This window comes from Ruegeria sp. SAZD013, from assembly GCF_059612525.1.
Map to the genome: position 1 here is coordinate 948012 of NZ_JBXWQT010000020.1, position 13242 is coordinate 961253.

Consider the following 13242-nt stretch of genomic DNA (forward strand, 5'->3'; position numbering starts at 1 on the left):
GGAGCACTGCCGGTTGGCAAACTGATCACCAGGTTCGGTTTATCCTCAGTCAACGTGATCACATTCTCCGCTCTCGCTTTGACCCTCGTGCCTTTCGTGTTGGCGACCACCGGGTTTAGGGGATCAGGCGCCTCCTGCCGACAGAGCAATGTATGATTTGTAAGCTGATTCATCGTTTCAAAATTTCGGAAAAGCTGAGAAAATCGTGCTGCTTCAAACGAGGCGCAGAAGGGCCGCTGTGTCCTGCATCGAAAACGAACAGGTTACCTCCTTGATCCTCAGGCAAGTCATCGGAGGCGTCCAAACGCGCACTCGCTGCAAAAACCGTACTGCCACGAAACGCAACAGAGGTTATCCTTTGTGCAGGCATCAAAATACGGCGATCAACGGAACCGTCTGTCAGATACCGGGTGATACAACCGCCGTCCCAATGCGCGGACCAAAGCCCGCCTTCGTCGTCGCAGATCATGCCATCTGGATAACCCTGAGCCTCGGGCAATTCGGCGAAAACTCTGCGCTCACCCACTTCTCCCGAAATCGGATCAAACGGGGCGGAATAGATAATACGTTCAGGGGAATCCGCAAAGTAGATGAATTTTCCACAGGGGCTGAACGCTGGGCCGTTAAACACCGTAAATGACCAGGAGAGTTCGACCAATTCACGGCCCAAAACCCACATGCGGCCATTTGGTTTTTCTTCGTCGCGGTCGCGGCTTCCGAAAATCAAAAACTTGCCCGAGGGATGCACTGCTCCGTCATTCAGAACTTCGTCGACCCCAAGCCAGTTCTGGACCAGTGGAACACTGTCTACGAACAAACCGTCTGCTCCCCCCGCCAGGATACTTCCACTTTGCGTTAGGCAGGCAAAGGCAGCGTTTTGACCCAAATTCAACTCTTCTTCGTAACCGTCTGAAAATAAGCGCCACGCTTGGCTTTCTGGAATATCCAGCCACAGTATCGAGTCGCTGGCCTTGTCGTAACGCACGCCTTCGCCTAGGACGGTATTTACCTTGCTGGGCTGACGGATATCCGGGTTAGAAGCCATCAGTAAGTCGCACTCAGACCACCGTCGACGCAGATCACCTGACCGGTGACGTATCTGGAAAGGTCAGACAAGAGATAGACATAAGCACCCGTGCAATCTTCGGGCGTACCCGGACGTCGTAGTGGTATTCGACCTTCCGCGATATAGTGGCTCTTGAAGTCATCTGCCTCGTGTTCATGCAGACCTTCCTCGGTCAAAGCCATGCGAGTGTTGATGAAACCAGGAGCCACAGCGTTGACCCGAATTCCCTGTGAGCCAAAATCCACTGCCATGGATCGAGTTAACATTAATAAGCCACCTTTTGCGGTCGCATATGCCGCCGATCTGGGCACCCCAAAGAATGCTTGAGTGGACAATGTGTTGACAATTGCCGGGGTGGCGGAATTGCCGAGCTTGGGCAAGGCCGCTCGGGTAACGCGCAGTGCCCCAGTCAAGTTCGTGTCCAGAACTTGGGCAAAGCGGTCGTCGGTGACCGCCCCTGCATCACCAATATCGAGCACAGCGGCATTATTGATCAGACCATCCAGTGCGGGCCAATCGCTGATATCGGACAGCGCGGTCTCAATGCTCACTGGATCGCTAACGTCCAATGCACAATGGCGCAATCGGTCGGAGTACTCTTTTAAGCCCATTGCCGCCTGATCTAGGGCGGTGCAGTCCTTATCCGTCATCAGCACTTCGCCACCTTGCTTTAGGCAGGCCCGTGCGACCGCAAGACCAATGCCCCGCGCTGCGCCGGTCACAAGAATACGGCGCCCCTCAAGAAGCATTGCCTTCTCCCGTCCAGCTCAACGCCGAAGTTGCTCTTGCGCGTTTGACATCACTCCAGCTCTGTTGCAGCCCATTGCATTCGGATCGATATCGCGCCGCTTCCTCTGTGATGGCATCGGAAACCAATTCTGCCTCCTCCGGCGTCAGGTTGCAGGGATCCAAATAAATTTCCTGCCACTCAATAAGATCATCGCGAACGATAATACGTGGGGTTCTGGCCGAGAGCCGATCCGCCAGTTCCCACGCATTAAAGCCTGCCACTTTGGGGTTAACGGTTATTTGCAGGCGTGTGATCGGGTTTCCGGTCCAGTCCGCGTGCCGATCCAAGGAAAACCCGGGAACACCCGACAAGTCCCTGATCCAACCGTCAACGATTGCTTCTTCATAGGATTTCGCCGTGTCGTGATCGCGTTTTTGCCACAGCTCCAAAGCCGCCATTGCGCCGACCACGCTTTCTTTCCCAGCTTTCATCGTGCGCCCAATACCATAGTGTTGCAGGTACGTGGCCCGTATTAGATTAGAATCTCCGGCAACAATCCCGCTTGTGACGCCACCCAAAAACTTATGGCCGGAGTAGATGACTGCGGATGCCCCCATCTCAATGGGCCCCCTAAGATCGTATTCCGATGCCATGTCGACAATGACCGGAACGTCGAATTCTCGGCAGCAGGCAATGAATAGGTCCATTGGCAGTTCGTTCTCTTGCACCGTGTGGTGTGACACCACATACATAGCCGCAGTTGCGCCCACCTGAAGCGCAGCGCGCAGATGCCATTCTTCACATGCGGCTGCAGTTCCAATCGGAACAACATCAGCGCCGGCCAAGCGAATAGCCTGATCCACTGGCGCGCCGTAGTTGATCATATGCCCCATCGGCAGCAGAACACGGCGCTCGCAGTCCGTCTGCGGCAGCATTTCAATGCGCGCTAGATCGATTCCGGTCAAACAAGCGGCGACAGTTTGGGTCAGAGCCGCAGCCGAGCAGGCCGTGACACAGCCGGCCTCAGCGCCGGTGAGGCGGGAAATGACCGAGCATGCGCGCGCTTGCAGCTCGTCCATATCTACAAAGGACGCCAAAACCTTGTCTACAAGTGCACGGGTGGATGGTGCAACGCGGGACGCGCCGATGCTTGTCATGGTCCCCGCCGCATTGATCACCGGCGTCAAACCCCATCGTTCAAAAGGGTCGTTAGTCATTGCAACCGCTCCCCACCGTCAGCGTTAAAAACGTGCAGGTGCTCCGGGCGAATTCCCAATGTTACGCCCTGGCCCGGTGCTACACGACCGCGTATCTCGCCCCCGGCGCGCGCAGTCAGAACGGTGCCGTGTGCTGTAGTCAGATGTATAAGTGCCTCGTGGCCCAGATCCTCCATGCGATCCACACATGCCGACCCGATCCCAAACCCTTCACTCTCATCGATTGTTACGTGCTCTGGGCGGATTCCCAGCAGTGATCCTGAACGCGGCGCAATTCGACTATCCACTGTTTCCGCCCCTGCAAGAAGCGTGTCAGCAGTGACAAGGTTCATTCGGGGGCTGCCAATGAACCCCGCTACAAAGGTGTTTGACGGGCTTTCATATAGCTCGATCGGAGTGCCAACCTGCATGACCCGCCCTCTGTTCATAACTGCGATCCGATGTCCCATGGTCATCGCCTCGACTTGATCGTGCGTGACGTAAACCGTTGTTGTTCCAAGCTCCTTTTGCATCTGAGAAATCTCTCCGCGCATCTGCACCCGCAATTCAGCATCCAGATTGGACAATGGTTCGTCAAAAAGAAACGCAGACGGTTCGCGGATCATTGCGCGTCCAAGGGCGACCCGTTGAGCCTGTCCGCCCGACAGCTGGCGAGGCTTGCGATCAAGCAACTCGCCAAGGCCCAACATCTGAGCTACGCGATCCACCTCCGAATCTACGGTGGCCTGATCAGTTTTGCGAAGCTTCAGTCCAAATGACAGGTTTTCCCTAACCGACATGTTTGGAAACAGGGCGTAGGATTGAAACACCATCGAGATGTTTCGTTCGGCCGGTGTCAGATTGTTCGCGCGTTGGTTCCCGATCATCAAGTCACCCGAGGAAATACTCTCTAGCCCAGCGATCATTCTAAGAGTGGTGGACTTTGCACATCCCGATGGGCCGACAAGCACCATGAACTCGCCCTCGTGCACATGCAGGTTGAGGCCCTTGATCACCTCGACATCGCCATAGCGTTTTGACGCGTCCACAAATCTAACTTCACTCATCTCTGTGATATCCAATCAGGAGAAATCGAAATTATGGCATCGATCTCAACGGTAATATTCCCCGGCAGCGATCCCATACCAACAGCCGCACGCGAATGCCGCCCACGCGACCCGAAAACGTCACAGAAAAGGTCGGAGCATCCGTTGATCACTTCGGGGTGGTCTGCAAATTCAGGGACGCTGTTAACCATTCCAAACACTTTACGGATTTGCGCGACATGCTCGAGCGAACCCAGTATCTCTTTCATCGCGCTGATCAGGACCAAGCCGGTCCGCATCGCGTGATGACGAGCTTCTACAACACTCACGTCGAGACCAACTTTGCCTTGGGCCAATTGCCCATTCTCCAAAAGTGGACCTTGACCGGAAAGATAAAGCGTTGTTCCGTCGACCGATCCAAGATCGAAATTTCCAACGGCATCAGGAACTTGCGGAAGCTTCAATCCCAGCGCCTCCAGTTGGGTCTCGGGTGGTGGTGAGTAAAGTGATTTGGTTCTTGGTTCGGAGCTCATATTGAATACGCCTCCTCAATCTTTTCCCGCGCCTCTGTCAAAAAACTGTCCGTGACGACGAACTCGTTTGCGATGCCGAAGGCGAGGTTTTCACGGTCCACGAAACCCATAAGACCCCGCATCGCATCAAAAACATCATCCCAAGTGACACCTAACGCTGAAGGTCGGATATCGACCCCGAGTGAAACAACCGCTTTCAACAGCTCGTCAGCGCGGTTTGCGTGCATCATTGCGCCAATCGCAAGGCCCAGACATACCGCCTGTCCATGCAGAAACTTTTTACCAGTCCCAGCTTCGAGCGCATAAAAGATATAATGTTCAACACCTTCGATGTGACGTGGATTCCAGCCGGCCCCATGATACGATGCACCACCCCATTTCAGGGCATCGACCATGATCTCAATTCCACGCGGGCTGAGCTCCTTAATCTCATTTAACTCGGCCAACGCAGCTTCGGCCTTGGACAATGAAATCTGTGCTAAGCTTTCGTCATACGGCCAACGCTTCTCGCACTTCCCATGGGCATGAGCGAAGCGCCAGTCCATGACCCCGGTTATGAAACAGAACACGTCGCCCACACCGCCGATATTCAATGCGCGGGGTGCATCCTTAATAATATCCAGATCGATGTAGACTGTTTCCGGCACAGCCCAACCTACATATTTGACGACGCTGTTCTCTCGCACGCCAGCGCGGTGGCCGAATACGGCGTCAACAGACAGGGACGTGGGAAACTGGAACAGCGGTAGGTTTAGGCGCCAGGCAAAGTATTTGGCGGCATCTATAGCCTGTCCCCCGCCGAGCCCGACGATCGATGCAACATCCGAGAACATGGCGAGATCGCTCTCAAGCCGCGAGCGTTCCATAGACTCGACAAAGTAGACTTGGGCATCCTGTGGCAAGGCCGGACCGAAGATGGGCCACAGATCCTCCATCGTTACGATCAACATTTTCGGACGCACAAAATTTGGAATCTCTGCCAACAGGTTACGTCCGAAAACTGTAGGAAACTGATCAATATCGGCTTCTTTGAATGGCATATTCTCAACCCTTGACTGCGCCAAGGGTCAACCCTTTGACGATGTGTTTTTGAGCGACGATGGCAAAGATCAGCATGGGGATAATCGCGATGATCGACGCCGCCGTCATTGCCCCCCAATCCAGCGCGGCATAACCGCGAAAACTGGTCACGCCCAACGTGACCGTTTGTGCCTTCGAAAATGTGAGACCCAAAGCAATTGCGAGCTCGTTCCAGATCCAGATGGCATTCAGGATCGCTGTCGCTACCATCCCCGGCAAAGTGCAAGGAATGTAGATTTTTGTCAGGATTTGAAAATTGCTCGCCCCTTCTATTCGGGCAGCTTCATCAATCGCGGGATTGATTTCCCGAAAGAAGGAACTCAGCAGCCAAATGGACAATGGCAGCACATGTACCTGATACATCAACGCCAGGCCGATATGCGTGTCATAAAGACCCGTCCACTGATAAAGCGAGAACATCGGAAGCACGAATAGGAACTCGGGCAGCATATAGGCGAGGATCAACCAAACGCCGACGATGTTCCGACCCCGAATTTTCATCCGAACAAGTGCGTAGGCAGTCGGGATTGCAATCGCCAGTGACAGCGCGACACCAATGATTGTCACGATCACGGAATTTAGGAAGGTGTACTTGAACGTATCGTGCGTCCAAAGTTTCAGATAGTTCGCGGTCGTCGGATCAAATATCCAAAGGGGCGGGTTGGCCAACCCGTCCTTTTTGGATTTGAGAGAAGTCGCAAGTACCCAATACACTGGGAATAGGCTGAACAATACCATCGCGCCGGTGAAGACGTATGCCCACCATGTCGACAAACGCTCCGTAAGACGGGACTTTTGCGGCAGGTGTGTGGTAACGCTCATCCCCTTTCCTCCATGCGCTGTTGCAGCATCTGAAGAGCCAGTGCAATGAAGAGGATTAGCAACGAGAACAATATGATCGTCGCCATCGCTTTGCCAATTTGCTGATAGCTAAAGGCTGTTCGGTAGACAAATGTCTGCACAACCTCGGTCGCCATTCCCGGGCCGCCGCCGGTTGTACCGAAGACGATGTCAAAGATCTTCAGCGTATCTATCGCGCGAATGATGACCACGGTTATCAAAAGTGACCGAAGCATTGGTAGCTTGATCCGCCAGAAGATTGTGAACTCATTTGCGCCTTCAACGCGCGCAGCTTCAATCGGGTCAACGGGCAACCCGCGAAGGCCAGCAAGCAAGATGATGAAAACAAAAGCGGTTTGCCACCAGACGTCCACCGCGATTATTGACGGCATGGCCGTTGCAGCAGAGCCGTAAAACGCAGAAGGCCCAAGACCGACAGCACCAATAAGATGGTTCACGATTCCAAGAAACGGGTCGAACATCACCTTCGACATCAGGGCCACAACAATGCCCGAGACCATAAGCGGCAACATAATTAACGCACGGATCAGATCAGTTCTTATGGATAATTTATCCACCTGAACCGCCAGATACAAACCCAGAGCGACTTCGACCGTTGTTGCAAATGTCGCGAAAACCACAGTGTTTCGCATAACCGTCCAGAACTCGCTGTCAGAAAGAAGAGCGGTGAAATTAGACATGCCGACATAGTCAAACTGGTTGCCCCAATTCCAGTTGGTCAGCGACACCACCATCCCGAATCCAATCGGGTAAAGCGAGGTCATCGCAAGCACCAAAACACACGGCAGGATGAACCAGAATGCGGATGCACTGCCTAAGGGTTTGAGCAAAGAGGTCATGTCACCTTGCTATCAGAAAAGTTGTTTTGATGTTGTGAGGCGTTGCTCTGGGCCGCAAAGGATTGTGGCCCAGAGTTGTATATGGCTCAGTTGGCAGCCAGCTTCTTGAAGTCGGCCTGCGCCGCGGCGCCAGACTCAGTTGGGTCGGCACCGCCATAGATCTCCTGAATGACATCGACGATGCGAAGCGCGAATTCGCTCCAACCCGCGCGCTGGACCACCGAAGTTTGCGAGTTTGGCATGGCTGCGGCCACTGCATCGACATATCCCTGCGGGAAGCTCGCTGCATAGTCGGCATCTTCCCAAGTTGACAGTCGTGGTGCTCCGCCATGGAATTTACCAATAGTTGTCGCGTTGTCCGCGTTCGACATGTATTGAATGAACAGCCAGCCAGCCTCGGGATTGGTAGCGTTCTGCGGAATGCCATAGCCCCATTGCCAATGCGCTGTATAAGGATCGCCCCCAGCATTATCGACGGGGATCACGGAATAGCCGATCTTGCCCGCAATCGGGCTTTCATCCGCGTTCTCGAAGCCTGGGGCAAACAAACTGGCATCAATAAAGAATGCAGCACCTCCAGCCTGGAAGAATTGCGAGGCGTCGGGCCAGTCCATCGCCTGAATGTTGACAGGGCCAGCCTTCATCAACTCAGCATAATTGGCCAGGCCACGCACGATATCGGGATTATCCATTTTCGGGTTGTCCCATCCCCCCTCGAACCAGACGTTGTATGGAGCAGATCGATCGGCCGGCCCGACCGAGTTGTTTACGAAGCCAGTGATTGTGTCGATCAACGTATCTGACCGAATTCCTCGCAACACCGCACCAGCAACTGCACCGTCGCTATCTTCTTTGACTTTCTGCGCAGCTGCGATCAGCTCTTCCATTGTGGCCGGCATTTGGCCACCCAGGTATTGATCGACATGGTCCATGTTTGCGAACAGGATGTAAGTCTCAAACGATGCCGGGATACCGTGATACTCCCATGATCCGTCAATGTCGTATTTGGTGGAATCCATGAAACCTGCAGGAATGTCTGCCAAGTTGTAGTCGGGCGCAGTTAAGTCGGGATTGTCGATGAAACCCTGGAGCGAATGAACTAATCCGTTTGTATGCTGCGTATATGCTGTGGAATCCATCGGCAGAAAATAGACGTCCATCTGCGAATTACCACCCGTTCCCCTAAGGGCAACCTCCATCCGGTCGAAATACAGGTCTTCAGCCATTGTCTGCAGATTTACTTCGATACCGGTGTCGGCTTCGAACTGATCCATAACTGCGCGCACCCCATCGGTCACCGGATGTTCAGGCATCATTACAGTGACGGATTGGCCCGAGAGTTGGTCCCAAGAAAATTCCGCAAGGGCATCTGAAGCAGATAGGCCGAACGCCAGAATTGAGCCGGCGGTCAGAAGGGTAGCGCGAAAGTAATTTTCGCGGCGCTGAATGGTCATCGTTTCCTCCTGTTGATAGCTGCCCCTAAGGGGCATTGGTCAACCGAATCTCTATTTTTTTGGAAGCGGTCAACCAATTAGGCTAATAACGCGACCAATTGTCAACTTAATTCAGTGAATTTTGGCATTTCAGTCATGAGAACTTGGCATTTCGTCCCGACTATGCGAATGGTTGACCACTTGAGCAACTTGGACGCCGATATGAAAAACCGAGCCACTGACCGTGTTTATCAGGAGATCCGAGATCTGCTTCGGTCAGGTGAAATCCAGCCGGGGCACCGAATTCCGAACGAACGCAAGCTTGCCGAATCTATGAACGCCTCACGCACTCAGATAAGGGATGCGCTTTTGGTTCTTCAACGTGATGGTCTGGTGGAACGCAAGATAGGCAGTGGTACCTATTTGTCTGAACGAGCAGCGCAGATCATTGAATTGGACGAAGCGTCCGTTGATATGTCGCTCGAGCGGTCACATGACTTCCACGAAACGCTTGAAGCCCGACTGTTGATCGAGCCATCGGTCGCAGCTCGGGCGGCAGAAGCTCCAACTGCCAGCTTCTTGAATGATCTGGATGATGCTCTGGAACGGATCCTCGTTGCCCCTACATGGCTGCAGTTCAAAGAGGAAATCTACGGTTTCGCTAGGCTCTACTACGTCGAAGCTGGCAACGGATTTCTGTGTTGGACTTTTGACCAGATTGTCTCTGCGCGCCGCGCTAACAAGTTTGACGGCGGCACAGATCAGGCGCCCGTTGCAAATCTTGTACGCAAGCATTTTCATGACCGTCTTTCAAAGATCGCAGATGCGATAAGGTCAGAAGAACCCGAAATGGCTCGCTCAGAAGTAGAGAGTTTTTTAGTCGGCATGGCCGCATCATCGGCTCTATAAACATAACAGGTTTAAAGGTTTCCAAGAACATTTTGACGGGGTGAACGCCCGACAAAAACTATTACCAACTGACAAGCCAGTTAAATGAGTAGGTCGTAGCGGCCCATACTTCGAGAGCCGGAAACTTCACCTAGTGGTAGTCGATTGACGTATGAAGGAAGTGTGCGGCATACTCTGGGCCACGGACATACGTCCTCGCGCTCTTGTCATAGACCATGTTGTCCGGCGCGAGGCCGATGTAGCGGTTTAGATCGGCGGAAGCCTGGTTTACCGATAGCCCGAACTGCTCCATCAAATCGCTACGGTTCACATGCCCCTCCCAAAACAATCGAAACTCGATGAACTCGAGGCGCTGCGCAACTCCCCAACGAAGCTCCGATTTGTCACTATCCACTTCGCACTCCTGACTCGGCGCGTTTGATTAATATGCGCGTCCATTTTTTGTGCTGTCCACACGCTAGCCGGGAGCCATGTCGCGTTCAATCGAAATTCGGCGTGATTTCAGGATTTTACTGAAAAACAAGATCATGAATGGAATACTGCGATCGCAGGCAAGGGTTGCCGTCAGCCGAAGATCGAAATCGATCAAAGCGAGCAACGTTTCTCGTAAACCTGCAGGAAGCTGGCCGAACGCAGCCTTAACAATCGAGTGCGAGTTCTCCTGCAGCTCTTCGAAAAGGCCCTGCACGACTTCGCGGGATAGGCATGGCCCGAGACAATTGGCCAGCTTGCGGTTAATATCTAAAAACTGGGAGCTGCCTTCAGCAAAACGTTTCCGAGACCGAACCTTCAGTTTCGAACGCAAGATGAAGCAACCCAACTGACACCACAGTTTTCATCGATGAAGGCCAGAGCGGGAGAGCCGCCCTGGCGCTAAGGTTACTCGGTGACCGGATCTTCATCGCGGGGCGGGAAGGCGACCATTTCCACATCGGGAAACATGCTGTGTTTGACGTTGATCGACGTGATTTTGCCGCTGTCGTCGGTGTTGACGAAGAGGACGCCGCAGCGGTCCCAGAAGTTCTTGCCGTCTTTTTCACCGGATTTGACGTTCAGTTTCAGAGTTTGAGTAGCCATTTTTTGATCCTCACTTGGAGTGTTTCGATGAACATGACCAAAGCTGGCACCAAGGGACTGTCAGCGAGAAACTTGCCTCGCGAGGAATGCGCTGGCGCAGGGGAATTTTTTCGTTGAAGCGGGGCCTGCCCCGCGTCTGACACGGCTGCCCGCTTATGTTCAGCAATCAGGAACACGGCGTTGAGGATCTGAGTTTGGCACTCACAAACTGAACGGTCTCGTCATGCTGCGTCGCAAGAGCTGAGGAACTTAAAGTAACCGCTGCGGCTTAACGGCTGTCACTCCGTCACTGCAGAATTTCATTCGAATATGATGTCAAAATCAGATGCAGAGCCCTTGCTGCGTGTTCTGACCAATAGCTCTAGGTCGAGGGCTGCCAGCAGCGCCAGGATCGTGTCGAGCTTTGTGCCACCCCGCCCGGCCTCAACTTTCGATATCGTTTCCTGCCAAACACCGCTGCGCGTGGCGAGATCGGCCTGCGTCAAGTTTTTCCCTCGACGAGCCTGACGGATCGCATGTCCAAGATCTCGAGGAATTCGAACGAAGTTCTGCAAGCCAGCCTCCAGCGCCGCCTATGATGCTTAGATCATAAATCCTCTGTATGATCTAGAGATCATGGACGCAGCAGTCTAGCTCACGACAACTTACGCTGCAGCGTAATTTTCCTATTTTTACGCTGTAGCGTAAATTTCGCATCAGTTCTCCTTTTTGCCCTATGCCAGTTGCACCTACCGAGGGGTTGCTCCATGGCCCGTTGACTTTCAGAAAAACATACCCTATTTTCTGACAAGGAGTTCGAATATGATTACGTCAAACATCAAGCAACGCATCATCGGAAAAGGTCGCGGCGCAATCTTTGCGCCGACCGATTTTCTCGACATCGGATCCCGCGCAAGCGTAGATCAGGCCCTGTCACGCCTTGCTGATCAGGGTGTGATCCGGCGACTGACGCGGGGGCTGTATGACTACCCGAAGAAGAGCCCGCGCTTCGGGTTTCTGTCGCCTTCCGCCGATGACATCGCAAAAGCTGTTGCTCGAAAGGACGGTCAGATCTTGCAACCTTCTCCTTCGATGGCTGCCAATCAGTTGGGCCTTTCCACTCAGGTACCATCCAAGCCGACTTATATGACCGACGGCCCAACCCGCACTAAGAAAGTTGGGCGGCAAGTCATCCAGTTCCGCAAGGCATCCCCCAAAACATTGGTCGGCGCAGGACATAAGACTGGGGTTGTCTTCCAGGCGTTGCGTTATGTCGGCAAGGACCGTGTAGACAGTCAAATCGTCGACCGCCTTGCACACGCACTGGACGACAATGATCGGAAGCTCTTGGCAAAGCAAAGCAGGCACGTCCCTGCATGGATGCACCCCGTCGTGCAACAGATTGTTGCACACGCTTAAGCATGGAAAATTTCGCGAACGACGCGCCTGAACTCAGAGATGAAGCCCTTCAAGAAACTGCAGCGCAGCTTGGAATGTCGAAGGCAATCATCGAAAAAGATTTCTGGGTTTGCTGGTCCCTAAAGCAACTCTTTGCACTACCATCTTTTGGCGAGCAAATGATCTTCAAGGGCGGAACATCCCTGTCCAAAGCCTATGGCGTGATCCACCGCTTCTCCGAGGATGTGGACCTCTCGTTAGACCGCGAACAACTCGGGTTTGTAGGCGACCGTGACCCAGAAGACCCGGACCTATCAGGCAAGAAGCAGAAAAGGTTGCTTCAGGAACTGGAGGAAGCGGCGAAAGAAGCAGTCGGAGGCCAACTGCTGGCCGAGATTCAAACAGCGTTTGGCTCCAGTCTGGAACAAAGCTTCACCTTATCGGTCGATCCAACCGACCCGCAGACCATTCTCTTTGCCTACCCTACGTTGGCAAAAAGCGATGCGGGCTATGTCAAACCGGTTGTACGCTTTGAGTTCGGTGCCCGTGGCGTCCAACTGCCTGCCGAGCAAATCGACATTGCACCATACCTCCATCAGGCTTTTCCCGATCTTCTGGCAGACGGTCTGGTCGGCGTGAAAGTGTTGGGGGTCGAGCGCACATTCTGGGAAAAAGCCACCATTTTGCATATGCTTTTTCATCAAGATGCAACCAAACCCCTCGCCGATCGCATGTCCCGCCATTACTACGATATGGCGCAGCTGATTGGGCATGAAGCCAAGAAACTTGCCCTCGAAAAACTTGATTTGCTGACCCAAGTCGCTCATCACAAATCGGTATTTTTCAAATCCGCCTGGGCAAACTACGACGAAGCCAAGCCCGGTTCTTTGCGCTTGACCCCAAACGCCGATCTCACTGTCGCTCTTCGAAAAGACTATGCCGGGATGCGGGAAATGATCATCGGTGACGCACCAACCTTCGATGAAATCATCGCTACGATCGAGACCTTCGAGACCGAGATCAACAGCTGACCAGGGAGTGCAAAATCTCAACAGCGTTGCCCTGAATTCAAGCGCACGAAACGCGCTGTTCACG

Annotated in this window: 15 protein-coding genes and 1 pseudogene; 3 read left to right on the top strand and 13 right to left on the bottom strand. The window is 53.5% G+C overall.

The features are described from left to right. Positions 1-169: 169 nt before the first annotated feature. The 9 genes from AC2FLU_RS10945 to AC2FLU_RS10985 form a co-directional block, all read right to left on the bottom strand. Positions 170-1045: an SMP-30/gluconolactonase/LRE family protein gene (locus tag AC2FLU_RS10945; RefSeq protein ID WP_496747856.1), complete on the bottom strand. Its 876-nt coding sequence runs from the start codon at positions 1043-1045 to the stop codon at positions 170-172. Next, a complete protein-coding gene (locus tag AC2FLU_RS10950; protein ID WP_496811976.1) occupies positions 1045-1815 on the bottom strand; it encodes an SDR family NAD(P)-dependent oxidoreductase in 771 nt (256 codons plus the stop codon). Before AC2FLU_RS10950 ends, AC2FLU_RS10945 begins: the two co-directional genes overlap by 1 nt. Then, on the bottom strand, positions 1805-3013 hold the full coding sequence (locus AC2FLU_RS10955; protein WP_496747859.1) for an aminotransferase class V-fold PLP-dependent enzyme: 1209 nt from the start codon (positions 3011-3013) through the stop codon (positions 1805-1807). Before AC2FLU_RS10955 ends, AC2FLU_RS10950 begins: the two co-directional genes overlap by 11 nt. Beyond that, positions 3010-4059, bottom strand: coding sequence for an ABC transporter ATP-binding protein (locus AC2FLU_RS10960; protein ID WP_496747861.1), 1050 nt, complete (start codon positions 4057-4059; stop codon positions 3010-3012). The genes AC2FLU_RS10955 and AC2FLU_RS10960 overlap by 4 nt, the downstream gene beginning before the upstream one ends. Beyond that, positions 4056-4571: a RidA family protein gene (locus AC2FLU_RS10965; RefSeq protein WP_496747863.1), complete on the bottom strand. Its 516-nt coding sequence runs from the start codon at positions 4569-4571 to the stop codon at positions 4056-4058. The genes AC2FLU_RS10960 and AC2FLU_RS10965 overlap by 4 nt, the downstream gene beginning before the upstream one ends. Continuing rightward, a complete protein-coding gene (locus AC2FLU_RS10970; protein ID WP_496747864.1) occupies positions 4568-5611 on the bottom strand; it encodes an iron-containing alcohol dehydrogenase in 1044 nt (347 codons plus the stop codon). Before AC2FLU_RS10970 ends, AC2FLU_RS10965 begins: the two co-directional genes overlap by 4 nt. Positions 5612-5615: 4 nt before the next feature. Further along, positions 5616-6473, bottom strand: a complete 858-nt coding sequence (locus AC2FLU_RS10975) for a carbohydrate ABC transporter permease (protein WP_496747866.1) — start codon at positions 6471-6473, stop codon at positions 5616-5618. Next, positions 6470-7351 carry a carbohydrate ABC transporter permease gene (locus tag AC2FLU_RS10980; RefSeq protein ID WP_496747867.1) on the bottom strand — a complete coding sequence of 294 codons (882 nt, stop codon included), beginning with the start codon at positions 7349-7351 and terminating at the stop codon, positions 6470-6472. Before AC2FLU_RS10980 ends, AC2FLU_RS10975 begins: the two co-directional genes overlap by 4 nt. A gap of 86 nt (positions 7352-7437) precedes the next feature. Beyond that, positions 7438-8805 (bottom strand): ABC transporter substrate-binding protein, encoded by a 1368-nt coding sequence (locus AC2FLU_RS10985; RefSeq protein WP_496747868.1) that lies wholly within the window; start codon positions 8803-8805, stop codon positions 7438-7440. Between the two features lie 201 nt (positions 8806-9006). Between AC2FLU_RS10985 and AC2FLU_RS10990 the strand changes: the two genes are divergently transcribed. Further along, positions 9007-9693: a FadR/GntR family transcriptional regulator gene (locus tag AC2FLU_RS10990; protein WP_496747871.1), complete on the top strand. Its 687-nt coding sequence runs from the start codon at positions 9007-9009 to the stop codon at positions 9691-9693. Positions 9694-9832: 139 nt separating this feature from the next. On the opposite strand, the pseudogene AC2FLU_RS10995 reads toward AC2FLU_RS10990, so the two are convergent. The 4 genes and pseudogenes from AC2FLU_RS10995 to AC2FLU_RS11010 form a co-directional block, all read right to left on the bottom strand. Further along, positions 9833-10087 (bottom strand): annotated as a pseudogene (locus AC2FLU_RS10995) (BrxR family helix-turn-helix transcriptional regulator); the annotation flags it as partial. Between the two features lie 63 nt (positions 10088-10150). After that, the gene (locus AC2FLU_RS11000; protein ID WP_496808661.1) at positions 10151-10498 is read right to left on the bottom strand and encodes a hypothetical protein; all 348 of its coding nucleotides are present in this window, start codon (positions 10496-10498) and stop codon (positions 10151-10153) included. 74 nt (positions 10499-10572) lie between these two features. Beyond that, on the bottom strand, positions 10573-10770 hold the full coding sequence (locus AC2FLU_RS11005) for a hypothetical protein (RefSeq protein WP_496808660.1): 198 nt from the start codon (positions 10768-10770) through the stop codon (positions 10573-10575). Positions 10771-11069: 299 nt separating this feature from the next. Further along, entirely contained in the window at positions 11070-11324 is a 255-nt protein-coding gene (locus tag AC2FLU_RS11010; protein WP_496808659.1) for a helix-turn-helix domain-containing protein, read from the bottom strand. Positions 11325-11571: 247 nt separating this feature from the next. On the opposite strand from AC2FLU_RS11010, the gene AC2FLU_RS11015 reads away from it, so the two are divergent. Both AC2FLU_RS11015 and AC2FLU_RS11020 read left to right on the top strand, forming a co-directional pair. Next, the gene (locus tag AC2FLU_RS11015; RefSeq protein WP_260100805.1) at positions 11572-12168 is read left to right on the top strand and encodes a DUF6088 family protein; all 597 of its coding nucleotides are present in this window, start codon (positions 11572-11574) and stop codon (positions 12166-12168) included. A gap of 2 nt (positions 12169-12170) precedes the next feature. Then, positions 12171-13178, top strand: a complete 1008-nt coding sequence (locus AC2FLU_RS11020; protein ID WP_496808658.1) for a nucleotidyl transferase AbiEii/AbiGii toxin family protein — start codon at positions 12171-12173, stop codon at positions 13176-13178. Positions 13179-13242 lie beyond the last annotated feature (64 nt).